The following is a 23,856-nucleotide window of genomic DNA, read 5'->3' as shown; positions in this document are numbered from 1 at the left end:
TAGAAAGGAAGTAACCCCATGAGTACATCCCCAGTTTCTCAACCCGTCTTGCAACCTAAGCGAGAACGAATCCCGTATTGGTGGAAAGTCGTCGCGGTCTTTTTCCTAGGCTGGATGTTTATGTATGCGGACCGGACCATCCTCAATCCGGTCATGCCGAACTTGGCTCAAGAGTTCGGGTTGAACAATGCTCAGCTCGGTTTGATTAACAGTGTCTTTTTCCTCACGTACGCCATCGCCCAAATTCCTTCTGGATCACTTGGCGATAAGTTTGGACGAAAACGCATTTTAGTGCCAGGCTTTATTCTTTTCGGATTATTTACCGGAATTACCGGACTTGCTACAACCTTTCTCTTGTTCATGATTGCCCGAGCAATCACAGGACTTGGTGAAGGAACGTATTACGGTCCGCAATATGCCTTATCATCTGAAGCCATTCCAAAGCAATTTTTGACGATTGGAACAGCCATTATCAACAGCGGTATGGCGCTCGGTATCTCGCTCGGTTACATTTCATCAAGTTATTTGACACTCGAACTTGGAATGAGTTGGCGTACCCCGTTTTACTTCATGACAATCCCGACAATTTTAACCGGGATTTTGATTTGGTTTGTCGTCAAAGAAAAACGCCCAGAACGTGTGGAGGCAACAGCTGAAAAATCAGATTTCTCCATCATGAGTTTGTTTAAAAACCGAAATTTATTAGCGACGTTCATCATGGTATTTTGTTCACTCTATGGCTTCTTTATGATCCTCACGTGGTTACCACAGTACTTGCAAGTCGAACGTGGGTTCCAAGGAAGTGACGTTGGATTTATCTCTTCTCTCGTTCCATGGGCTTCTATCCCAGGCGCATTGTTGATTGGATACCTGTCAGACAAGATGGGCAAGAAAAAGCCACTTGTCTTCATACTCGTCCCTCTATCGATTGCTTCGATCTTCGCTGTCGTATTCGTGGAAAGTACACCGCTCTTATTTGCGGCGCTCATCTTATACGGATTGACTGGAAAGTTAGCTCTTGATCCAGTTCTCCTTTCATTCGTAGCGAATAATGCACCAAAAAAAGTATATGGAACGGTGTTTGGTGTCTATAACTTTGTCGGAATGACTTCATCGATTCTTGCACCGTACATCACCGGTTATTTGGTCGATCAATCAGGATCGATGCAAACAGGCTTTTATTTGGCAGCAGTTCTTCTCGTCATCGGGATGATAGCCATGTTGTTCACAAAAGAAACCGTCAAACCGACGGAAGCGTAAGGAGAGAAACGTATGTTAACCACAATCATTCAAGAAAACACATACCAAGATTCGGTGACACTCATGGTGTTGTCAAATCATGTCTCGAGTCTTGAAGGAATCAATAAAGTCTCAATCATGATGGGAACGCCAGCGAACCTTGATATTTTTAAAAGTACAGGTTTTTACACAAGCGAATTAGAAACAGCAACACCGCAGGATATGTGCATCGTTGTAGATTCAGAAACAAATCAGACAGAGCGACTATTGACCGCCATTCACGACTTCTTGAACAATCAAACGAAACAAGATTCAGGAGATAAACAAGAAGCTCGTTCTTGGAAAGGAGCTTTGGAAGAGTTACCCGATGCGAACTTGGCTTTATTGTCGATTCCTGGACAATACGTTGAATATGAGGCGAGAAAGGCGCTCAATCAAGGACTGAATGTTCATATTTTCAGTGACAATGTTCCCGTTGAAGTCGAACGCGAATTAAAACAATATGCTGATCAGAATGGATTATTAGTCATGGGTCCAGACTGTGGGACTGCCTCACTCGCTGGAATTCCTCTGGCGTTCACGAACGTCGTTCAAACAGGACGTGTTGGTATTGTAGGTGCTTCCGGAACAGGGATTCAAGAAGTGGCGACGTTGATTGATCGTCTCGGTGGTGGTGTATCGCATGCCATTGGAACGGGAGGACGTGACTTGTCTACGGAGATTGGTGGAATTTCGATGAAAGCAGGTATACGAGCTCTTGAACAGGATGCATCGACAGATACGATTGTCGTGATTTCAAAACCACCTGCTAAGGAAGTACGAGAAGAAATTGAACAGCTCCTTCAACAGGTGACAAAACCGATCGTGGCTTTCTTTGTCGGTGAACATGGTCTCGCACCAAGACATCACGTCATTTACGCAGATACATCAGAAGAAGCGGCATTATTGGCGCTCGGTAAGTCGACAACTGAACAGAAACGAATGGAACAGGTCTCGAGGGAAGCGACACGGATCGTCGGATTGTTCTCGGGCGGAACGTTAGCTGCGGAAACTGCCGATTTGCTTGCGCTCTCGTTTGGTGTAGAGGCAGACAGAGAACATCGTGACGGATTCTCATTCGATTATGAAGGAAATGTCGTCATCGATTTAGGTGATGACGTCTATACCCAGGGTAAACCGCACCCGATGATTGATCCGTCGACACGTATTGATTTTATTAATCGTTACTGTGATACGGACGACTCGATTGTACTGCTATTAGATAATGTTCTCGGATACGGTTCTCATGAAAACATGGCTGGCGCATTGCTTCCGACGTTACAAGCACTACAGACGTCACGACCAAACGTTCATGTCATCGTCAACGTATGTGGTACCGAGCAAGATCCACAACGTTATAGTGCTCAAAAACAACTTTTTGAATCAGCGGGTATCTTCGTCGCCGAGAGTAATGTCGCAGCTGTTGAATATGCCCTTCATATGATTGGACAACCTGTACCAAAATTCGAGGAGAAAACAATGCCGTCGGTTGAACGGAACACACCCCAAGTAGAGTCGTCGGACGCCATTCAACAATTATTATGTGCACCTAAAGTGATTAACTTAGGACTTCGCTCATTCGCAGACGCAGTAACGAATGAGGGAGGACAAAGTGTGCAATACAACTGGCAACCGACTGCAGGCGGAAAACCACATCTTCAGCGCTTACTCGCGCTCATGTCTTGAGGAGGAAAACAAATGAGTATCGGAGCTATGATTCAAGAAGCAAATGAAAAAGTCGTACAAACCATTCTGAATGGACAGCCATTTTTGACGGATGTCGTTCCGGCCCACACGGTCATTCCGATTTTAAAAGATAAAGTACTGTTACACGCCGGTCCACCGATTGCCTATCACGAGATGACGGGACCAATGAAAGGTGCAGCGATCGGGGCAGTCATATTCGAACAATGGACAGACGATTATGAGGAAGCGGAACAGATGCTCGAGCGTGGTGAAGTGACATTTACCCCTTGCCATCATGTCAATGCTGTCGGTCCGATGGGGGGGATTACATCGGGACACATGCCGGTGCTCGTCGTTGAAAACCGTAATGGTAGCGCCAAAGCGTATTGCACGATGAATGAAGGAATCGGTAAAGTGATGCGTTTTGGTGCGAACGATGCTGAGGTCATTTCACGTTTACACTGGATGAAAGACGTACTCGGTCCAGTTCTTTCAAAAACGTTAAAAGAAACAGGTGAAGGTGTTAATTTAAACGTCATCATCTCAAAAGCGATCACGATGGGTGATGAGTTCCATCAACGGAATATTGCAGCTTCTGTTCTCTTATTGAAAGAGTTAGCGCCTTATTTAATGCTTGCAGATATTGATGATACGGAGCGGCGAGATGTTTTACAGTTCCTCGCGGACACCGATCAATTTTTCTTGAACGTGATGATGGCGACATGTAAAGCCGTGCTAGATGAGGCGCGTCAGCATGAGGAAGGCACGATTGTGACGGCGATGACGCGAAATGGAAAAGAGTTCGGTATTCGCATCAGTGGGATGGGGGACGAGTGGTTTACAGCTCCGGTGAATACACCAGAAGGTCTCTTCTTTACAGGATATAGCCAAGACGATGCCAACCCAGATATCGGAGATAGTGCGATTACCGAAACGTATGGTGTCGGGGGAATGGCGATGGTAGCCGCGCCAGGTGTCACTCGTTTCTTAGGTCGTGCAGGCGCAAGTGAGGCTCAATCAATTAGTGAAGAGATGATTGAAATTTGCGATCGGCACAATTCAAACTTAAGCATTCCATCTTGGGACTTCCAAGGATCTTGCGTAGGAATCGATATTCGAAAAGTTGTGGAAACTGGAATCACACCAATCATCAATACAGGCATTGCGCATAAAAAACCAGGAATCGGACAAGTTGGTGCAGGTACCGTGCGAGCGCCGCTCGCTTGCTTCGAAAAGGCGCTTGAAGCATATGCTGAAAAACTAGGATTGGTTCAGCACGCATGATTCAAATTGGGGCGGTATACAGCTCGTATGCTGCCTCTCTCCTTCATGATGCATTCCATCCTCTTCAAGTCGAAGCCGTTTTTCAAACTGGCTACAATGTTCGGGCAGGCGCAAACCTGCTCTATATTGGAACGACAAAGAATGGTTACGCGCCATTTGGTATTCATATGAAGACGGTGGATCAATTGAAATGGAGAGTAGGCGATTGTTTACTAGTTGGGACGGGAGCGACCATCCATCATATTTCGACTGGTGTGACAGTTTACCCGAATCAAGTGATGAGAATGAAAGTAGAGCGAATTAAGCCTAATCCTGTTCAACTCACAAGAAATATCGAAGAGATGAATCAATCTCTAAAGAAACTTGGACACGATTGGAGTCGAGCTTATCGAGAAAAAGAACAGCCGTTATATGATTATTTGTCGAACATTGGTCAGGAAAAAGGGAAGCAATTGATCGGTTACGGAAAAGGGTTAACCCCGAGTGGTGACGATGTAATCGTTGGCTATATGGCAGCATGTGAAGTGTTAGGGCGACCGATGGGATGGCAGGTGGATTATGTATCAAGCGCCAAATATCGAACGACCCGAAGTTCAGTCGCTTATTATGAAGCAGCATTACGGGGGGAATACACGAACGAACTGAACCGACTGATCACGGCACTTTTAACACAATCACCTTCTGACTGGCAGAGCGACTGGGAACGACTGATTGAGTTTGGTAGCTCATCAGGCCAAGATACGGCATTGGGAATCTATTTAGCATTGACACATGAAATGGAGGACATGGTTAGATGAAAAAACGAATTGTGATTGCCCTTGGCGGAAATGCCATTTTAACAGATGATGGCTCTGCGACCGCTCAACGCGAAGCGATTACTGAAACGGTACGTCACATTGCTGATTTAATCGAAGAAGGACATGAAGTTGTTTTGAGTCATGGGAATGGACCACAAATCGGTGCAATACTGATTCAACAACAAATCGCAGACTCGGAAAAAACACCGGCGATGGACTTAGGGACATGTGGAGCCATGACTCAAGGGATGATTGGTTACTGGTTCCAACAGTTACTGAGAAATGAGTTATCTCGTCGTGGAATGGAGCGTCAAGTCGTCACGATGATCACCCAGTCAGAGGTCAATGCTTCAGATCGAGCATTTACCGAACCAACCAAACCAATTGGTCCTTTCTATATGGAAATGGAAGCCTCGCATATGCGAGCTCAAGGTGAGATGATGGTTGAAGATGCAGGGAGAGGATATCGAAAAGTTGTAGCAAGTCCAAAACCAATTCAAATCGTAGAAGCCCCAGTCATTCAAGATTTGCTACGTGCCGGTCATCTTGTCATTGCCGCTGGCGGTGGTGGAGTTCCTGTCGTTCGAGAGCAATACACGCTACATGGAGTGGACGCTGTCATCGATAAAGATTTTGCGGCAGCTCAGTTGGCCCAATCAATCCAAGCGACACATCTTATGATTGTAACGGGTGTGCCTAACGTATGTCTTCACTTCAACCAACCTAACGAGGAAAAATTAGAAGAAGTGACCACTTCAAGACTTGAACAGTTGATTGAAGAGAATCATTTTATGGCAGGGAGTATGTTGCCGAAGGTAGAAGCGGCTCTTCAATTTATTCAAGACGACTCTGAACGTGAAGCGGTCATTACCGATATCGCTTCTTTAAAAGGAGCGATATCGGGTACGGCGGGTACGAGAGTTCGATATGATTTTACAGCAGCAGGAATCGTCGACTAAGGTCATTACAAATCGACGACCGATTCAACGCACACAAATGACGTCCTGTTCTTTATGATGAATAAAGAGCGGGACGTCTTTTGTGACTAAAAAATGGGTACTGATTAAGCATTCGGTTTGCCCCCGATCACCGCGACCGTACGATAGTCACGGGAGTTAGGACCGCGCCGCACGGACACTTCCTGAAAGCCGAGCTTCGTCGCCTCAGGGATGAATTGTTCATTGATCAAGTCAGTAATCCCGTTCCACTGCATATCGCCTTTCCCATCGCAATAGGTAATCACAAACGTGCCGTTCGGTTTCAAGACGCGCTTGATTTCAGATAGGACGGTCGCCACATCTTCCCAAAAATACAGCGTATGAACGCTGAACACATGATCAATGGATGTGTCGTCGATCTTGAGCTGATGCACGTCTCCTTGAATCAGGTGAGCTCGTCCAGTTCGAATCGACGTGGCGTTACGTTTCTCGGCAGAAGCAAGAACGGTCTTCGAACGGTCGAGACCGATCACGGTCACATCTTCACGCTGTTGAAGGATGGTCGCTAGCGCATCACCCGCCCCACATCCAAGCTCAAGCACGGTCGCGTTTGGATGCATTTGTAATTGATTGATTGTCCATTCGACTTCGATGCGATGTTGGCGCACCATCTTTTCCCCGATATATTTTCCGACGGGACCGCGTGGGTTTTCATACTGACTGTCCACCCAGTTTTTGAACACTTGTGGGAGCATACTGTCACCTCACTTTGAAAGTAGCTCGATTGTAGCACATTGACGAGACAAAGGAGTCAACAACATGCGTTCATTTTGGATACTTGGCAATCAACTCTCGCACGAACTCGAGATGTTGAAGCAGATGAAAGAAGATGACGTCATCGTCATGATTGAGGCGACGTCTCGCGCGACGTGGCGTCCGTATCATAAACAAAAGCTCGTCCTCGTTTTCTCGGCGATGCGACACTTTGCCGAAGAGTTGCGCGACAAAGGGTATACCGTCGATTATCAGGAGGCGGATTCGTTTCAAGACGCTTGGGATGAACATTTTAAACAGTATCAACCGGACGAGATTCATGTCACCGCCGTCACGGATGAACCGATGGCTAAAAGGCTGAAACAGTTCGGCAAAAAACATAAGCTTGTCGAACATACGGATGTTCCGCTCTTCTACTTATCGAAAGAAGAAGCGGTAGACTCTCTTGGAAGCGAGCCGTGGCGGATGGACCGGTTTTATCGCCAGATGCGGAAGCGGTTCGATGTCTTGCTCGAAGACGGGAAGCCGCGCGGAGGGAAATGGTCGTTTGATGCGGAGAATCGAAAGCCACCGAAAAAAGGATTATCGTTCCCGTCCGCCATTCATTTTCGACCGGATGCCATCACGAAAGACGTCATCGAAAAGGTCGAGTCGACGTTCTCAGACCACCCAGGGGAGGTGACTCCGTTTCACTGGCCAGTCACACACACCGAGGCGAGACGTGCGCTCAAGCGATTCGTGGAAGAACGACTCGAGACGTTCGGTCCGTATCAAGATGCGATGATGACGGATGAACCTGAGATGTCACACAGTCTGTTGTCGGCTGCCATCAACATCGGTCTGTTGACGCCACATGAAGTGGTCGAGGCGGCGTGTCAGGCGGATGCCCCCTTGTCATCGATCGAAGGATTCGTCCGTCAAATTCTCGGATGGCGGGAATATATGCGCGCCGTCTATCTCGCTGTCATGCCGGGGTATGAAGAGGTGAACACGTTCAAGCACGAGCGCGACTTACCATCCTTCTTCTGGGACGCGAAGACGGATTTGAACTGCCTGCATCAAAGTCTGAAACCGGTCGTGGCGCATGGGCACAACCATCACATCCAGCGACTGATGGTGCTTGGAAATTATGCGACGCTGTTTGAAATCAATCCAAAACAGACGAGCGACTGGTTCAACGAGATGTATATCGACGCTTACGATTGGGTCGTCTTGCCGAACGTGCTCGGGATGGCGCTCCATGCGGATGGTGGGAAGCTCGCCACGAAACCGTATGTCGCCTCCGGAAAATATATCGACCGGATGAGTGACTATTGTCGAGAGTGCCCATATAACCCGAAACACACGACCGAAGAGGATGCTTGTCCGTTCAACGCCCTCTACTGGCGGTTCATCGATCGTCACGAGGAACGCTTCTCGAAAAATCAGCGGATGAAGATGATGGTCCGCAATTGGCAAGGGCGGGACGATGACGTGAAAGCAGACATTTTAGCGAAAGCCGAACAGACGTTGACCGATTCCCCGTGAATCGGTTTTTTTACGTTCTCTTCATGAAACTTAGCGATTCCTTTATCGTAGCTTTACAATCGTCCGCTACGATAGGAGCTGTGAGACCCCTCACTCCAAGTGAATAATTACCGGTAGAACCTTTGAGAGACCAACAGAAGCCCGTACGTCCATGACGTGTCGTTTCTGTTGGTCCTTTTTTTCAAGAAAGGATGATTCAAGTGAATGAAGCGATTGCACGAATCGGGCAGGAACGGATGATTGCCTCGATCAAGAGTCCAAAACAAATCGAAGCGTTTTTGCAGACAGATGTGACGACGACGTTCCTCATGATGGGGACGCTCAGCACGCTCGACCGCTATGTGGCGCATTTGAAACGAGAGAACCGAACGGTCTTCCTCCACGCCGAGCGAATCAACGGGATCAGTCTCGACCGGGATGGCATCGACTATCTCGCCAAACGTGTAGGAGCAGACGGGATTGTCACGACGAAGGCATCGGTACTACAGCACGCGAAACGGGCAGGGCTCTTGACTGTCCAACGCCTGTTCCTCGTCGACTCAGACGCGGTCACGAGCGGCCTTAAACTCGCAGAGGCCCAGCAACCGGACGCGATCGAACTCATGCCCGGATTGATTCCGAGTGTCGTCGAAAAGATTTCCCGGGACGTTTCTTTCCCAATCGTGACGGGTGGCATGATTCGGCAACCGATTGATGTGCATCGCGCCCTCGATCATGGGGCATTCGCGGTATCGACCGGGGATGAACGACTTTGGAAAGTCCAAAGTCAGAAGGAGGAAATGGCATGAAAACGATTCAACTACAACAACTGACGAAATCATTCGGGGAGACGGAAGTCATTCGGGGCATCGACGTGACGATTGAAGCGGGAGAATTCTTCGCGCTCGTCGGACCGTCCGGGTGTGGCAAGAGTACGATGCTTCGTATGATCGCTGGGCTCGAATCGATCACGAGCGGAACGCTTCGCATCGACGGGGTGGCGGCAAACGGGATGAAACCGAGCGAGCGTCACTTATCGATGGTCTTCCAAAACTATGCGCTCTATCCACATATGACGGTCGAGAAAAATATCACGTTCGGATTACATACGAAAGGACTGACGAAATTGGAGCAGCGAGAGCGTTGCCTCATGGCGGCCGACACGCTCGGACTTACCGATTATTTGAAACGGAAGCCGCGTGAGCTGTCAGGTGGTCAAAGACAACGCGTCGCCTTGGCACGCGCTATCGTGACCGAGGCACCGATTTGCCTCATGGATGAGCCGCTCTCGAACTTAGACGCGAAACTACGGGCGAAGATGCGCTCGGAGATTCGTCAGTTGCAGCGAAAACTCGGGCTGACGATGATTTACGTCACACATGACCAGATCGAGGCGATGACGATGGCGGACCGCATCATGCTTCTCAATGAAGGGGAAGTACAACAAGTCGGGAAGCCGCTCGACCTATACAACAAGCCGGCGAACACGTTCGTCGCCTCATTCATCGGGTCGCCTCCGATGAACTTAGCCGAAGTCACACGACAAGAAAAAGGATGGATGGCGTCGGACGGACGCATGTTTCATCCGAACGCGATGACAGACGTTTCAGCGGCAACACTTGGCGTCCGTCCGGAGCAAATCAAACCGGCAAATGAGGACGTGACGTTTTATGCGGAATTGAAGAACATCGAAGTCCTCGGGACCGAGACGATTCTCGCATTCGATGTCGGTGGGAATGAATGGCTAGCCAAGTGGCCGGGACAATGGCCACTCAACGTCGGCGAAAAAGTGGCGTGTTACGTGGAACCGAAACAGATGTCGCTATTCGATGCGGATGGACAACGCATCGAGCCGAAGCACCCGAAACTGTTTGAGGCGTTGGAGGTGTTCCAATGACGGTCGCCTTACCGAGGGAGAAAGTCCGTGCGAGACTGTCGGACGCGGCGAGTGGACTGTTGTACTTGTCCCCGTCGATCATCTTGTTTGGTGTCTTTCTCGTCTATCCGCTCCTCCGGACGATGTATTTAAGCTTCTTTCGGACGGATACACAAGGAACACCACTTGAATTTGTCGGCATCGGTCATTACAGCAACCTGTTCACGAGCGCAGCGTTTTGGCAAAGCATCCAAGCGACGGTGGGATTCGTCCTGTTGACCGTTCCGCTCACGATTCTCATCGCACTCGGTCTCGCATTACTCGCCAACGAGAAATTGAAAGGCATCGGCCTCTTCCGTACGGCGTTCTCGGCGACGATGGGGATGAGTGTCGCTGCGTCATCGGTCATCTGGATGTTCATGTACAACCCGTCAATCGGGATTTTCAACCGCTTCCTCGAGGCAATTGGTGCGAGCGGCGTACAGTGGCTCCTCGACCCACAATATGCGCTTCTTTCTGTGTCGATTGCGACCGTCTGGATGAATATCGGCTTCACGTTTTTGATTCTCCTCGGCGGTCTGCAAAACATCGACCGGACGCTATACGAGAGTGCGGACATCGCGGGGACGAGTTACTGGACGCAACTTCGTGCCATCACGATCCCGATGTTGTCCCCGACGCTCTTCTTCGTCGGCATCATCTCGCTCATCAACGCCTTCCAGACGTTCGGGCAGATTGACTTGTTGACGAAAGGCGGACCGACGAATGCGACGAACGTCATCGTCTATGCCATCTATAAAGACGCGTTCATCAACTACAACGTCGGAAGTGCCAGTGCACAAGCGGTGCTCTTATTCATCGCCGTCCTTCTGTTGACATGGCTTCAGTTTAAACTGGTCGAAAGGAAGGTGCATTACCAATGAGATTACGGAATGTAGGCGTGTATGTGCTTCTCGTCTTGAGCGCCGTCGTTATGCTGTTTCCGATCGCGTATGCGTTCTCGATCAGTCTGATGGACGGAAAGGAAGTGCTCCAAGGGCATTTGCTCCCACGCGACCCATCCTTTGAGAATTATGTGGCCGCGTTCGAACGAATCCCGATGATGACATACTTAGTAAACAGTTTGATTGTCGCACTCCTCGTCATGATCGGACAGGTCGTCTTGTCGAGTCTTGCGGCCTTCGCGTTCGTCTTCATCGACTTCAAAGGAAAAGCGCTCATCTTTATGCTCTTCCTCGCGACGATGATGGTGCCATGGGAAGCGACGATGGTGCCGAACTTTTTGACGATCCAGTCGCTCGGCTGGCTCAACACCGTCTGGGGACTATCGGTGCCGTTCTTCGCACTCGCGTTCGGGACGTTTCTACTCCGACAACAGTTCAAGACGATTCCATATGAAATGTATGAGGCGTCGCAAATCGCCGGGATCAGCCGGTTCCGCTTCTTCTGGAACGTTGTGATGCCGGTCTCGAAGACACCGCTCGTCACGTTGTCGGTATATAGCTTTTTGACGACTTGGAATATGTACTTATGGCCGCTTCTCGTGACGAATACGGAACAGGCGCGGACGGTCCAAATCGGGATTAAACAGATGCAGTCGAACGAGGTCGCTTCGGACTGGGGCGTCGTGATGGCGGCCGTTGTCTTGATTATCATTCCGACACTTTTATTGTTATTCGCAGGGCAAAAACATCTACAAGAAGGATTGACGCAAGGCGCAATCAAATAATAGGGGGACATGACAAATGAAAAAGTTTGGATTATTCGCAGGGTTGGCAAGTTCGGTATTATTACTCGGGGCATGTGGCAGTGAAGAAGCGGCACCAGTCGCGGCAACGACGGAAGACGGAAAGACAGAGGTCGTCTTTTGGCACGCGATGAGCGGGGATTTGGAGACGGCGCTCAACACGCAGGTCGATGCGTTCAACGCGTCGCAAGACGATTATGAAGTGAAGCCGATCTTCCAAGGAACGTATGAGGAAGCGCTGACGAAATTTAACGCGGTCGCCGGTTCGGAAGATGCGCCTGCCATCATGCAGACGTTCGAGGTCGGGACGAAATACATGATTGACTCAAATAAAATCACGCCGGTCCAAGAGTTCATCGACAAAGAGGACTTTGACACGAGCGTATGGGAAGAGAATATCTTGAGCTATTACCAAGTGGACGGCAAACAATACTCGATGCCGTTCAACTCCTCGACACCAGTCCTCATCTACAACAAAGATGCGTTCAAAGAGGCGGGACTCGACCCAGAGAAGGCGCCGCGCACGTATGACGAGTTGAAAGAGGCAGCGAAGAAATTGACGACGGACGACCAGACTGGATTCACGATGCTCAACTATGGCTGGTTCTTCGAACAGCTCGTCGCTGCGCAAGGTGGGCTATACGTCGATCATGACAACGGACGAAGTGGTAATCCGACGAAAGCCGTATTCGATGGAGAAGAAGGGCAGAACGCCTTCAACTTGATCAAAGACATGTACGATGAGAAGACGTTCCTGAACGTCGGTCAAAACTGGGATGACATGCGTGCGGCGTTCCAATCTGGAAAAGTCGCAATGTACTTGGACTCGTCAGCCGGTATTCGTACCGTTGCGGACAACGCGGATTTTGAAATCGGTGCCTCTTACTTGCCTGTACCGAACGAAGCAGATCGTCAAGGTGTCGTCATCGGGGGAGCCTCACTCTGGATGGGTGACGGCATCGCCGAAGAAACGAAAGAAGGCGCGTGGGAGTTCATGAAGTACGTGTCATCAACAGAGGCGCAAGCACAGTGGCATGTCGACACAGGCTACTTTGCCATCACCCCTGAAGCATACAATGAACCGATCGTCGAAGAAATGTGGGCGACATATCCACAGCTCAAAGTGACGGTCGACCAATTGAGTGAGACGAAACCTTCACCGGCGACACAAGGAGCGCTCATCTCGACATTCCCACAATCACGTCAGAGTGTCGTCAACGCGATGGAGAGCCTGTATCAAGGCGTGTCGGTCGAGGACGCATTGAAGCGCGCGGCTGACGAGACGACTTCCACCTTGGGGCAGTGATATGTTGATTTACGCACATCGTGGATATAGCGCCAATTACCCGGAAAATACGTTGTCCGCGTTCGAAGCGGCCCTCCCTCATGTGGATGGCATCGAGCTGGATGTTCAACTATCAAAAGACGGTCGGCTCGTCGTCATCCATGACGAGACCGTCGATCGGACGACAGATGGGGCAGGATGGGTGAAAGACATGACGCTTCAAGAACTGCGTCAATTAAAAATTGACGGATATGAACGGATTCCGACGTTAGAAGAAGTGCTCGGCTTGATTGAACGAAGTGACGTTACGCTTAACATTGAATTGAAGACGGACCAATACGCGTATCCAGGCATCGAACGACTTGCCTGGCTCGCCGTTGACGAGTTCCAACTGACTGACCGGGTCGTCTTCTCTTCGTTTAATCGCGAGACGCTCGTCCGGATGCGGGATGAGGCGCCGACCGCACGCCTTGCTGTCTTGACGCTCACGGGAGAATCGGACACCGTGTCGTTTGCTGAAACGATTCAGGCCGAGGCGATTCACGCACAGGCCGATTTTATCGGTACGAAAGCGTGGGAAGGCATGCAACGGACGTCCCTCGAGACAAGACTCTACACGATTAACGATGTGACAGAGCTGCCTCCGATTCCGGTGGCGGCCATCATGACGGATGAAGTCGAACGATTTACGAGATAACCAAGACAAAACCCCGCTCCGTCAAGGAGCGGGGTTCGTTCATGTCATGATCGGTTCAGGTGATTCATAGGTTGAGATGACGACTTGGTTACGCCCCTCACTTTTGGCTTGATAGAGCGCCGAATCGGCGAGGTCGACCATCCGTTTGATTGGAAGGGATGTACCGTGGGCAACCCCGACGGACGTCGTGATGTGAATCGGTGAGAAGTCGTTCAAGTAGAACGTTTCAGCAGCAATCCGTTCCCGAATCCGGTTCGCCACTTTATCCACTTTTTCTGGCGTCAAATCGTACATCAAAATGACGAACTCTTCTCCACCGATACGAGCGACGGTGTCGTGTGCACGCGTCTCTACTTTCAAAATGTCGGCGAACTGTTGTAACACGAGATCGCCGTTTCCGTGCCCATATGTATCGTTCACCTGTTTGAAGTGGTCGATATCGAGCGCGAGAACATTGTACGTCCGATTCTCTTGCGCGATGGAAGCTGTGTACCGATCCCATACACGTCGATTATAGAGACCGGTCAAGTGGTCTCGCTCTGATGACTGTTTATATTCGATCGCACGCCGGGTCGTCTGTTCTAAATCGATGGTGAGGATACTCGAGAGCAGACCGACGAGCATGCCGACCATCCAAATGGTCAAGACGAGGGACACATACGCCGTACTCCATCCCATGTTGATGTAGACGGCAATTGAGATGACGAATAGCGCCCAGACGTTTAAAAAGATGCTTTGTAAGAACAGTCGCTCCCGAAGCAACCGATGAATCCAGAGCATCCCGATACTGACCACGAATGTCGCGACGAAGGCGATAAAAGCTTGTTCCGTCATCCCGAACAAAAAGCGCGTACTCGCAATGACGAGTGTCGCAATAAACAGTGGCATCCGAGCGCCGTAAAACGCGAGTAAGACGAGCGGTAGATGACGTAAATCCACACGCACCGTATCGTTGGCCTCGACGGCGTTGTACATTAAAAAGAGACCGAGCGCACCGGCCAACAGACCGATGATTAAGCTACGGAAAAAATGTGAGTGGAATAGCGTAGAATGATAAATCTTCGAGATGATGTAAAATCCGGTGAACGCAACACAGGCGTTCAGTAACAAGACGGTGAGCGTCATTCCTTCACGACCTTTTCGATAGACTATACATTAACCGTAGCAGTCTTCAAAATAATGTCAATCGGAGATGTGTAAAAATTCATCTCATCTTCACGCTTTTTTCTTCGTTCCCCGAAATGCAAAAAACATGGCAATCCCGATACCGATTCCGAGCCACCAGTTATCGAGGGTCAGACCAAAGACGACGGCGAACACGATGGCGACCGGGATGGATAAGTATCCACGTTGTTTCATCTTCATTTCCTCCTCTCTTCATCACTTCTCTATTCCCAAAATTGAATCGCTTTACATCACGAAATGAAAAACATCCGACTGATCGAATCAGTCAGACGTCAATGGAAAGGAGGTTTGTGGCAAAGGACAACTCGTTCGGGTATGAAGCTCGATTGTGAAGGTCGTACCCTCACCGTAAACGGAATCCGCATGGATGCCCCAACCATGGGCTTCTGCGATTCGTTTACAGATTCGCAGACCGAGCCCCGTACCTTTGATCGATTGGTGGGCGGCTGAGTCTACACGATAGTATTCATCAAAGACATATGGGAGCGCATCAGCCGGAATTCCAATGCCGGTGTCTGATACGGACAAGACGACCGTATCGCCACATTCCTCGACTTGTGTATGGACCGTGCCCCCATCTGGAGAATATTTGATGGCATTGCCAATCAAGTTATGGAGCAATTGCCGTAACTTTTCTTCGTCGGCTTGAATCCAGACGTCATTCGTTTCAAACGTAACCGTATGAAGCGGCGAGGTCGTTTGATAACCCGACATGACATCTTCTAATAGCGGACGGAGTGCGAATGTCGTCACGGTCAATTGTTCGGCCGTATAACTCTCTTTTTGATAATCGAGAAAGTTATCGACGAGTCGCTCGAGCCGCTCCGATTCTTGTATCACTTGCTCTAGCATATGATACGACTTCTCAGAACCTTCATGTCGCGCCATCAATAATTCGGTATAGCCATGGATGGCGGTCAAAGGAGTACGGAAGTCGTGGGACAGCTCAGCAAGGAAAGCATCTTTTCGTTCTTCAAACCGAACGGCTTCCGTTTGGTCCCGCCACATGATGAAGACGCCCCGAGGTGTCCGAGTGAAGTTGAAGATAAGGTGGAGCGTTCGGTCGTCGAACTGAAGACGACGCGATGTCATACTTGGCCATTTCTCTGTCTCGCACTCCAGCAATTCTTGAATCAAGTGAGTGACTTGGGATATATCTGCGCCATGCGCTTCAAACGTCGTATAGAGAAAACGCGTCAATGCTTCCGTCGTGGGGAAGGATTGGGTCGTCATGGATGGACACCAGTGACGAAGGAGATGATTCGTATAGAGACGGTGTTTCGAGAAATCGATATAACACATCGCATCTTGTACTTCTTCCACAATCGAAGCGATGGAGAACGTTTGACGGTCCTGTTTTTGACGAGCGGATCGCTTTTGCCTAACCCTACGAAATCGGCGCATCCACTTACCTCCTCGCAATCATTTGTACATTCATTCACAACAAGTATACGACATTTGAGGAAGAATCCCTATACAGGCAATAGTCCTAACAGAAACGTACCAAAATTGGGATGGATCGACGAGACGATACGAAAACCTCTCCGCATAGCAAGCGGAGAGGTCGGCTTTAGTCCGTGACTTTCAGTTGTCCCATCATTCCGTTCTCTTCATGTTCGAGGATGTGACAATGGTACATGAACGTGCCGGTTTCAGTGAAGGTAAGTTCAATCTTCACTCGCTCATCTGGAGAAACGGCCACCGTGTCTTTCCAACCTTTCTCATGGTCGGCTGGCGGGTTACCATCTCGACTGATGATTCGGAATTGGACACCATGAATATGGAAGGGGTGCGTCATCCCACCCATCATATCCGGTTTGTTTTCAATCTCCCACACTTCGGTGTCTCCGCGTTTCGCTTCGATATCGGTACGGTCCGGGTCATATGTCTTTCCGTTGATGGATACCATATTGCCCATCCCGAACAGCGTGAGTCGGCGGTCGGTCTTCTCATCTGTAGAGAGCTCGATTGTTTCGCTCGTCGGCATGTCGATGGACGTCTTGTCGAGTTCACCAATACGAAACGTAGTGAACGGGACCCCATTCGCTTCTAAAGCAACGTTATCTTTTACTTGTGAGAAATCAATCAGCACCTCGGCCCGTTCGCCTGGCGTCAACGAGACGGTCTTCATCGGTACTGGGCGTTCCAATAGACCGCCATCTGTTGCGATTTGCGTCATCATCTCTCCGTTCGATAGGGTAAAGTCAAAATCACGCGCGTTCGAACCGTTGACAAGTCTCACTCGGAGCGTCTCAGTCTGAACATCGAACGTGGTATTGACGGCTCCGTTCGCAAGAATCGTATCCCCGGTTGTTCCGTCGACATTCATGTGGGCATCGTAATCCAATTCCCCGTTTTTAGTAAACAATCGGTCTTGTACGATGAGCGGGATATCGTCGACCCCGTATTCGTTTGGAAGGCCGCTTTGTGCATCGTCGGTCACATAGAGGAGACCAGCGAGTCCCTTGTAAACTTGTTCGGCTGTCGATCCCATCGGATGGGGGTGAAACCAAAGCGTGCTAGGCTCTTGGTCGATGTCGAGTCGAACTTGTGCACGTTCACCCGCAGGCACCGCTTGATGTGGCCCCCCGTCCATTTCAGCAGGGATGACAAGACCGTGCCAGTGGAACGTTGTCGGTTCGTCCAATCGGTTGATTGTATCAATCACGACCGTCTTTCCTTTCGGCAACTCAAGCATCGGTCCGAGTAAGTCGCCGTTATATCCGAGCGTTTCTGTCGATTTTCCATCTTGAAAAAAGCGTGACGTTCCTTCATCCGCTACTACCGTATAATAGATGGCACTCTTCGTGACGCGATCTGGCTTTAATGGCGTTGGAATCGGAAGTGGTTGTTCCGGTTCGTCAGATGCCTCGAGTTCTTGGGTAGTTCCGTGTCCCATCGGCCCGCTATTACCATTCCCCATCATGTGATCATCCATCTGTTCAAACGCCGAATTGTCTCCCCACATATGATTCATATTGTTCATGTTCCATCTTCCATTGAATAAGACGAACAGTAGAACGAGAATGATTCCAATCAATATCCCGATCAAGAGGAACCACATTCCTTTTGATTTCATAATGTAACACTCCTTTTGTGATCAGTCCTTACTCTGTTTTACCACCTAAATGTGAAAGAAACATGAAAGTCAAAATCCGTTTATCCTGATACCGCACAGGGGTATACAACTCGTGTAAAGGAGAGGATATTATGATGGAACATGAGCACCATGAACACCATGAGGAAAGTCACGATTCTCATCATGGCGGACACGGACATGAGCATATGATTGACGATTTCAAACGACGTTTTTTCGTATCGCTCGGTCTGATGATTCCGATTTTGTTGTTGTCGGACATGATTCAAGAATGGCTTCGGTTTGAACTTGATTTCCCGTTTGAAAAAACAATCTTGTTTGTGTTGTCAACGATTGTGTACGTATACGGTGGATGGCCGTTCTTGAAAGGGAGTGTGGAGGAGCTGCGGGATCGTAGTCCAGGCATGATGATGCTCATTGGCTTGGCGATCAGCGTCGCTTACTTTTATAGTGCGGCTGTCGTTTTCGGATATGGAAGTGGGCATGACTTCTTTTGGGAACTCGCTTCACTCATTGTGATCATGTTACTCGGTCACTGGATTGAGATGCGCTCTGTCATGGGTGCGTCGAATGCGCTGGAACAACTCGTGCAACTCCTGCCGAACGAGGCGCATCGCATCAATGGGGAAGACACAGAAGACGTCCCCATCTCTGAACTAAAGGAAGGAGACCGGATTCTCGTCAAACCGGGGGAGCAAGTTCCCGTGGACGGGAAAATCGTGAAAGGACGGACGACCATCGATGAGTCGATGTTGACCGGCGAATCGGTCCCGGTCGAAAAGACAGAAGGCGAAGATGTCATTGCCGGTTCCATCAACCAAGAGGGCAGTTTGACGATTGAAACGATTGGTACGGGAGAAAGCACGTACTTATCAAAAGTGATCGAATTGGTGAGCGAGGCCCAAAAATCGAAGTCACGGGCTCAAAACTTGGCGAACCGTGCAGCGAAATATTTGTTCTATATCGCAATTGCGGCGGGGGTCATCACGTTCACGATCTGGTTTATGCTCGGATACTCGGTCGGGACAGCGGTCGAACGGATGGTGACGGTCATGGTCATCTCGTGTCCACACGCACTCGGACTGGCGACACCGCTCGTCGTTGCCGTCTCGACAGCGTTATCGGCGAAACAAGGTCTCCTCATCCGTAATCGGACTCAGTTTGAGGAAGCACGTCGACTCGATGCCGTCATCTTTGATAAGACCGGAACGTTGACGGAAGGAAATTTCGGCGTCACGGACGTACAAGCGAGCGCATCTTACACGGATGAAGATGTACTTCGGTTAGCAGGGGCTGTCGAACGGGAGTCGCAACACCCGCTCGCACAAGGGATTTTGCGAGAAGCCGAAAAACGAGAGTTGAAATTGTTGGCTGTCGACAACTTCGGGTCGATGACAGGTGTCGGATTAGAGGGGACGGTCGATGGTTCGCATATTCAAGTCGTCAGTCCCCGTCATATCCATGATCAGCATATTCAAATCGATGAGGAGACGTTCCGTCGACTCTCCGAGGAAGGGAAGACCGTCGTCTTTGTTTTGAAAGACGGAGAATGGGTCGGCATGATTGCGATGGCCGATTTAGTACGGGAAGAGGCGAAAGAGACCGTCGAGGCGCTTCGTGAAAAAGGTGTTCGTTCCATCATGTTGACGGGGGACAATGAAAAAGTTGCGCATTGGGTCGCGGGTCAGCTCGGAATCGACGACGTGTATGCCGAAGTGTTACCGGACGACAAGGCGAACCAAGTAAGGGATGTTCAAAAAGATGGTAGTAAAGTGGCGATGGTCGGAGATGGAATCAATGATGCTCCGGCACTTGCGCAAGCCGATGTCGGCATCGCCATCGGAAGTGGGACGGACGTTGCCGTCGAGACGGCAGACATCGTCCTCGTCCGCAGTAACCCGAAAGATGTGCTATCCATTCTAGAGCTATCACAAAACACATATCGGAAAATGATTCAAAATCTATGGTGGGCCGCAGGATATAACATCGTCGCCATCCCGCTCGCTGCAGGGGTGCTGGCTCCGGTCGGAATCATTCTGTCACCAGCCATCGGTGCTGTTTTGATGAGCTTGAGCACGGTCATCGTCGCCATCAACGCCCGACTTTTGAAGATTTAACAAGTTTTTCATCTTTAGCACGTATGCTAGATGGGATGCTATAGATGGAGGGATCGAGATGAAACGAACGTTGATGCTATCACTTTTACTGACGCCACTGCTTTTATCGGCTTGTGGTGCAAAGGAAGAATCGTCAGACACTAATCAATCAGAGAGTATGACGACAACTACAAAAGACGAGTGGCAACGCGTGGGAACGGATGAGATGGTGTCCCACATCCATGGGGCTGGATTTTGGCAAGACGACAACCGTCCGGTCATTGCAACGCATGCCGGATTGATGGAGTATCGAGAAGATGGCTGGTATACACTTCCGACGAATCGCCATGACTATATGGGCTTTGAACTCGTCGAGGACGGGTTTTATGCAAGTGGTCACCCGGATCGCCGAACGGACTATAAAAACCCGCTCGGTGTCATCTACGGGAAAGACCACGGTACGATGTTAGAAGTACGGTCACTCGAAGGAGAAGCGGATTTCCATTATATGAGCGCCGGATATGCGACAGAAACGTTGTACGTCTATTTAGAGGAGGCGACGTCCCAACTCGAGACAGGTTTCCATCGCTCGACAGATGGAGGGAAGTCATTTGAACCGATGCAGGTGAAAGGGATCGAAGGAGGACAAGTAGCAGGGATTGTCGCCGATGCGACGGATGCGGAGCGCGTCTTCTTGTACGGTCCGTCTGGCATCCTCGTTTCGAATGATTCCGGGGATTCATTTGAGCCACTTGTTGAGGCAGAACAAGTAGTCACGGTTGGAGCGGATGATGGGCAGTTGGCTTACGTCCGGCAGACAGACGGTTCTTTCGAAGGTGTTCGATTCAATTTAGAGGACGAGTCGACAGAGACGTTCAATCTTCCAGAACTTCAAACGGACGCTGTGCCAATCGAATTGGGCATCAAAGAGGAGCGCATGTTGCTTGTCGCATCGGATAATAGCGTATATGAGTATACAGACGGGGAATGGGAGATGCGCCTCGACAAAGGTGAGCTCAACTGATCAAAAGACGCCTTTCCATTACAGGATAGGCGTCTTTTTGTCGAGGGGAAGCGTGACGGTGAAAGAAGTACCCGATGCATCGGAGGATACCGTCAACGTCCCGCCGTGGCGAGTGACGATTTGATCGGCGATGGCGAGTCCGAGGCCACTACCACCGGTCTGTCTGGAGCGTGATTTTTCCACGCGATACAGCCTGTCAAAAATATGAGGCAAATCTTCTGTCGGAATGCCTTTCCCGTCATCGCTGATGGTCAAGACGAGGTGTGTGTCCGTGACGTGTGAGTAAAGCGAGACATGCGAGGCCTCGCTATGTTCAATCGCATTATGGGCGATAGAGCGGAAGACTTGAAGCATGCGGTGACGATCTAATGTAAGCGCGATATCTGGTTGTCCTGCGCTCGGTGAAGCATCGAAGCGAATCGTCGTCATCCGGAACATTGTATCGAGCATTCGGCGTAAGTCCGCACAAAACGTGGTGACGGTCACTTCTTCTCGATGCAACAAGAACGTGTTTTCATCGAGTTGTGCCAATTGAAACGCATTTTCGACGAGTTCGGTGAGCGAACGACTTTCTTCTAAAATGGTTTGAATCGATTGTTTGCGAAGTGATTCAGGCGTACTCTCTTTTGAAGCGATCTCGGCATACCCTCTCAAGTAGGTGAGAGGGGTCTTAATTTCATGCGAAAGATCGGAAAGGAACTGATGCCGTTCTCGTCGCAGTCGAGATAGTTCGACAGACATCGATTCGATTGAGCGGGCCAATTCGCCGATTTCATCGACTCGGTTCGTCGGCAATTGTAACTCGTCCGGGTTCGTGAGCACGTTCTCTGTCGCTCGTCTCAACGACTCAATCGGTTTTGAAATGAGACGGCTCAGGAGAATGAACGTCAGCACGGTCGTCACGAGTGCGATGGCCGTGATATATAGAAATCGCCATTGAAGGCGGTGACTGATCCCATGAATGATCTCGGTCGGTAAAAACATATAGACGTATCCATATCGTGTGCCGGCATCGTCCGTAATCGGTGTGCGGACACTCAAATACGGTTCGTTTTCCCAATCATCCTCTAGAACGGTCGTGTCATCAAAGGGACCAGTGCGTTTTTTCGAATCGACGGTGTCGACTAAGACTTGAGGAAAAGAGTGCGAAGTTTGTAGCGTATCATGAGCAGTATCGGTAATAGCGACTTTCGTGTCGGTCTCACTTTCCATGGTGGCCACATGACTGATCGTTTCTTCCGAAAAATTCATCGCCAATACGCTTGCATGGCTCTCGGCCCGAGATTCGAGACGATTGATTTCTTCTACCACGCGTTCCCCGAGTAACGTGTGATAGAGGAGAAGGAATAACACCCCTTCAATCAAGAGGGTGGATAGGAGAAAGACGAGGCTAATCCGAAACGGTAAACTGTTACGACTTCGCTTCATCCAGAACGCTCCTCGGTCCAACGATAGCCACGTCCCCAAACCGTCTTCAAATAGTCGTCGATTGGAAATCCAGCATCCCCTAACTTTTCTCGAATCATACGAATATGTGCATCGACCGTACGAGGGTCGGATTCGGCAGAATAGGGCCAGACGAGGTCATAGAGATCCAAGCGATTGAAAAGTCGATTCGGATGCTGGAGGAACAACTTCAGGATGGCCGTCGCTTTTGGGGTGAGGACGACCTCTTGTTCTTCATAAAGGATGCGTCCGCTCTCTTCGTCGTAACGGAGCGGACCATAATGGATATTCACAACCTTGCTTCGCCGTAAGACGGCACGGATTCGGGCGAGGAGCACGTTCCCATCGAATGGTTTGGTGACGTAATCATCCGCACCGGCATCTAGCCCTTGAATTGTCGTCTCATTGTCTGAACGTGCCGTCAACAAGACGACAGGCAATGTCGGATCGATCGTCTTCAGTTGACGACAAAGGGAGATACCATCCACTTCCGGCATCATGATATCTAAGAGGACAAGGTCCGGGCGTTCTTCAATTTGTTCGAGTGCTGAACGGGCATCGCTTGCTTCTAAACAAGAATAGCCATCGCTCTCGAGAAACAGACGAATCAAATGTCTCATTTTTTCTTCATCGTCCACAATGAGGATTTTCATCACGCATCCCTCCTTCCTGTTATCGTTCCGCGTGCTTCGCGTGATTTCCTTCCGGAACGAAAAGAGTCTGTAGTTGTTCATATGCACGTGTCACGTCTCGACAGTAAATAACTGGTACGCGCGCATCAATCGGTCGATCCGTAATGATAGCCACTGCACCGTTTCGGATAGCTGCTTTCACCAGGTCGACGCCGCGTTCATTGACGGGGCGATTACATACATATAAAAAAGTTTTATTTATTTTTTCTGGTGTCGTCCCGATTCCACGAATCGCCATCTCTTCCGGACGATCGAGATAGGACCACGATAAGACAGAATCCAATGTTGCCAGTACATCACGCAGTGTCACCTGTTGCATCAATGTTCCCCTTCCTTGCATAATCTCAATTTCATCAGTCTACCCTACGTTTGTGAAAAAGAAGTGAAAGCTTTGGAAAACACGCTATGACTGAGAAAGATGCAGGTTTGAGTGCAGAACAAGTAGGTA

The 23,856-nt window shown here is 49.7% G+C and carries 22 protein-coding genes; 14 read left to right on the top strand and 8 right to left on the bottom strand.

Annotated features, from left to right (window positions below):
* The first annotated feature begins 18 nt into the window (after positions 1 to 18).
* From KNO87_RS02025 to arcC, 5 genes are read left to right on the top strand one after another with little or no spacing between them, the layout of a single operon-like run.
* Positions 19 to 1,260, top strand: coding sequence for an MFS transporter (locus KNO87_RS02025; RefSeq protein WP_214792994.1), 1,242 nt, complete (start codon positions 19 to 21; stop codon positions 1,258 to 1,260).
* A gap of 12 nt (positions 1,261 to 1,272) precedes the next feature.
* Positions 1,273 to 2,964, top strand: coding sequence for an acyl-CoA synthetase FdrA (gene fdrA, locus KNO87_RS02020; RefSeq protein WP_214792997.1), 1,692 nt, complete (start codon positions 1,273 to 1,275; stop codon positions 2,962 to 2,964).
* A gap of 12 nt (positions 2,965 to 2,976) precedes the next feature.
* Positions 2,977 to 4,248 (top strand): YlbE family protein, encoded by a 1,272-nt coding sequence (locus KNO87_RS02015; RefSeq protein WP_214793000.1) that lies wholly within the window; start codon positions 2,977 to 2,979, stop codon positions 4,246 to 4,248.
* Positions 4,245 to 5,045 (top strand): oxamate carbamoyltransferase subunit AllH family protein, encoded by an 801-nt coding sequence (locus KNO87_RS02010; protein ID WP_214793003.1) that lies wholly within the window; start codon positions 4,245 to 4,247, stop codon positions 5,043 to 5,045. The genes KNO87_RS02015 and KNO87_RS02010 overlap by 4 nt, the downstream gene beginning before the upstream one ends.
* Complete coding sequence (arcC, locus tag KNO87_RS02005; RefSeq protein ID WP_214793007.1) at positions 5,042 to 6,004, top strand: carbamate kinase; 963 nt, start codon at positions 5,042 to 5,044, stop codon at positions 6,002 to 6,004. The genes KNO87_RS02010 and arcC overlap by 4 nt, the downstream gene beginning before the upstream one ends.
* 104 nt (positions 6,005 to 6,108) lie before the next feature.
* Here the strand turns inward: arcC and KNO87_RS02000 are convergent, their stop codons facing one another.
* Positions 6,109 to 6,738, bottom strand: coding sequence for a methyltransferase domain-containing protein (locus tag KNO87_RS02000; RefSeq protein WP_214793011.1), 630 nt, complete (start codon positions 6,736 to 6,738; stop codon positions 6,109 to 6,111).
* Positions 6,739 to 6,802: 64 nt separating this feature from the next.
* Between KNO87_RS02000 and KNO87_RS01995 the strand changes: the two genes are divergently transcribed.
* The 7 genes from KNO87_RS01995 (at position 6,803) to KNO87_RS01965 (ending at position 13,868) form a co-directional block, all read left to right on the top strand.
* Positions 6,803 to 8,284: a cryptochrome/photolyase family protein gene (locus KNO87_RS01995; RefSeq protein ID WP_214793014.1), complete on the top strand. Its 1,482-nt coding sequence runs from the start codon at positions 6,803 to 6,805 to the stop codon at positions 8,282 to 8,284.
* Positions 8,285 to 8,484: 200 nt separating this feature from the next.
* Entirely contained in the window at positions 8,485 to 9,072 is a 588-nt protein-coding gene (locus KNO87_RS01990; RefSeq protein WP_483298000.1) for a glycerol-3-phosphate responsive antiterminator, read from the top strand.
* Positions 9,069 to 10,160, top strand: a complete 1,092-nt coding sequence (locus KNO87_RS01985) for an ABC transporter ATP-binding protein (protein WP_214793020.1) — start codon at positions 9,069 to 9,071, stop codon at positions 10,158 to 10,160. The genes KNO87_RS01990 and KNO87_RS01985 overlap by 4 nt, the downstream gene beginning before the upstream one ends.
* Positions 10,157 to 11,062, top strand: coding sequence for a carbohydrate ABC transporter permease (locus KNO87_RS01980; protein ID WP_214793022.1), 906 nt, complete (start codon positions 10,157 to 10,159; stop codon positions 11,060 to 11,062). The genes KNO87_RS01985 and KNO87_RS01980 overlap by 4 nt, the downstream gene beginning before the upstream one ends.
* Complete coding sequence (locus tag KNO87_RS01975) at positions 11,059 to 11,868, top strand: carbohydrate ABC transporter permease (protein ID WP_214793025.1); 810 nt, start codon at positions 11,059 to 11,061, stop codon at positions 11,866 to 11,868. The genes KNO87_RS01980 and KNO87_RS01975 overlap by 4 nt, the downstream gene beginning before the upstream one ends.
* Before the next feature lie 16 nt (positions 11,869 to 11,884).
* Entirely contained in the window at positions 11,885 to 13,192 is a 1,308-nt protein-coding gene (locus KNO87_RS01970; protein WP_214793028.1) for an ABC transporter substrate-binding protein, read from the top strand.
* 1 nt (position 13,193) lies between these two features.
* On the top strand, positions 13,194 to 13,868 hold the full coding sequence (locus KNO87_RS01965; protein WP_214793031.1) for a glycerophosphodiester phosphodiesterase: 675 nt from the start codon (positions 13,194 to 13,196) through the stop codon (positions 13,866 to 13,868).
* A 39-nt stretch (positions 13,869 to 13,907) separates the two neighbouring features.
* Here the strand turns inward: KNO87_RS01965 and KNO87_RS01960 are convergent, their stop codons facing one another.
* From KNO87_RS01960 to KNO87_RS01945, 4 genes are all read right to left on the bottom strand, one after another.
* Positions 13,908 to 14,993 carry a GGDEF domain-containing protein gene (locus KNO87_RS01960; RefSeq protein ID WP_214793034.1) on the bottom strand — a complete coding sequence of 362 codons (1,086 nt, stop codon included), beginning with the start codon at positions 14,991 to 14,993 and terminating at the stop codon, positions 13,908 to 13,910.
* A 90-nt stretch (positions 14,994 to 15,083) separates the two neighbouring features.
* Positions 15,084 to 15,227, bottom strand: coding sequence for a hypothetical protein (locus KNO87_RS01955; protein WP_214786343.1), 144 nt, complete (start codon positions 15,225 to 15,227; stop codon positions 15,084 to 15,086).
* An 87-nt stretch (positions 15,228 to 15,314) separates the two neighbouring features.
* On the bottom strand, positions 15,315 to 16,457 hold the full coding sequence (locus KNO87_RS01950; RefSeq protein WP_214793037.1) for a sensor histidine kinase: 1,143 nt from the start codon (positions 16,455 to 16,457) through the stop codon (positions 15,315 to 15,317).
* 166 nt (positions 16,458 to 16,623) lie between these two features.
* Positions 16,624 to 18,132: a multicopper oxidase family protein gene (locus tag KNO87_RS01945; protein ID WP_214793040.1), complete on the bottom strand. Its 1,509-nt coding sequence runs from the start codon at positions 18,130 to 18,132 to the stop codon at positions 16,624 to 16,626.
* Between the two features lie 131 nt (positions 18,133 to 18,263).
* Between KNO87_RS01945 and KNO87_RS01940 the strand changes: the two genes are divergently transcribed.
* Both KNO87_RS01940 and KNO87_RS01935 read left to right on the top strand, forming a co-directional pair.
* On the top strand, positions 18,264 to 20,267 hold the full coding sequence (locus tag KNO87_RS01940) for a heavy metal translocating P-type ATPase (protein WP_214793041.1): 2,004 nt from the start codon (positions 18,264 to 18,266) through the stop codon (positions 20,265 to 20,267).
* 58 nt (positions 20,268 to 20,325) lie between these two features.
* The gene (locus KNO87_RS01935; protein WP_214793044.1) at positions 20,326 to 21,270 is read left to right on the top strand and encodes a F510_1955 family glycosylhydrolase; all 945 of its coding nucleotides are present in this window, start codon (positions 20,326 to 20,328) and stop codon (positions 21,268 to 21,270) included.
* A gap of 18 nt (positions 21,271 to 21,288) precedes the next feature.
* Here the strand turns inward: KNO87_RS01935 and KNO87_RS01930 are convergent, their stop codons facing one another.
* From KNO87_RS01930 to KNO87_RS01920, 3 genes are read right to left on the bottom strand one after another with little or no spacing between them, the layout of a single operon-like run.
* Positions 21,289 to 22,698, bottom strand: coding sequence for a sensor histidine kinase (locus KNO87_RS01930; protein WP_214786351.1), 1,410 nt, complete (start codon positions 22,696 to 22,698; stop codon positions 21,289 to 21,291).
* On the bottom strand, positions 22,695 to 23,369 hold the full coding sequence (locus KNO87_RS01925) for a response regulator transcription factor (protein WP_251126079.1): 675 nt from the start codon (positions 23,367 to 23,369) through the stop codon (positions 22,695 to 22,697). Before KNO87_RS01925 ends, KNO87_RS01930 begins: the two co-directional genes overlap by 4 nt.
* A 19-nt stretch (positions 23,370 to 23,388) precedes the next feature.
* Positions 23,389 to 23,727 carry a hypothetical protein gene (locus tag KNO87_RS01920; protein WP_214793046.1) on the bottom strand — a complete coding sequence of 113 codons (339 nt, stop codon included), beginning with the start codon at positions 23,725 to 23,727 and terminating at the stop codon, positions 23,389 to 23,391.
* Positions 23,728 to 23,856: the final 129 nt, after the last annotated feature.

Source organism: Exiguobacterium sp. s34, from assembly GCF_018617435.1.
GTDB lineage: Bacteria > Bacillota > Bacilli > Exiguobacteriales > Exiguobacteriaceae > Exiguobacterium > Exiguobacterium aestuarii.
The sequence above is the reverse complement of the archived record's forward strand: the minus strand, read 5'-3'. Positions and strand labels throughout refer to the sequence as shown.